This window comes from Streptomyces sp. AC627_RSS907, assembly GCF_019049165.1.
The window spans coordinates 1-573 of the sequence record NZ_JAGMUE010001319.1; the positions used below are offsets into that span (position 1 = coordinate 1).

Consider the following 573-nt stretch of genomic DNA (forward strand, 5'->3'; position numbering starts at 1 on the left):
CCGTACTACCTCCATCAGCTCCCGGTGCCGGGCGAGGAGCGCTTCGCCTCGCTCGCCCTGGTGAACACGCGCTTCACGGTCAGCCACGGCCCCGTCGACCTGCTGGAGGACACCGACGCAGCGCACCTGTGGCTGGTCCGGCACGAGATGCTGCCGGACCCGGTCGCCCTCACCGGCCGCCAGCTCGGGCGGCTCCGCGCGCTCCGCGAGGCGCTGCGCGAACTCTTCGCGGCCCGCGCGAGTGGCGCCGCGCCCGGGCCGGCCAGCCTGGAGACGCTGAACGCGGCGCTCGCCGCCGCCCCGCCCACCCCCCGGCTGACGTGGACCGCCGACGGCCCGCGCCGCGCGGACGAACCGGACTCGGGCAATCCGGCCGGCGCCGCGCTCTCGCTCCTCGCCGACGACGGCACCGAGCTGCTGACGGGCCCGGACGCGGCCCAACTCGCCGAGTGCGGCGCGCGCGGCTGCGCCCGCTGGTTCCTGCGCTCGCACGCCGCCCGCCGCTGGTGCACCACGAAGTGCGGAAACAGAGTGCGGGCCGCGCGACATTACGCGGCCCGCAAGGGGTAGTGG

1 protein-coding gene is annotated in these 573 nt (G+C 77.0%); it reads left to right on the forward strand.

Features of this window, described 5'->3' with window-relative positions:
- Positions 1 to 570: ABATE domain-containing protein (locus tag KUM32_RS41695; RefSeq protein WP_217146828.1), on the forward strand; the 570-nt coding region annotated here is incomplete at its 5' end.
- Positions 571 to 573: the final 3 nt, after the last annotated feature.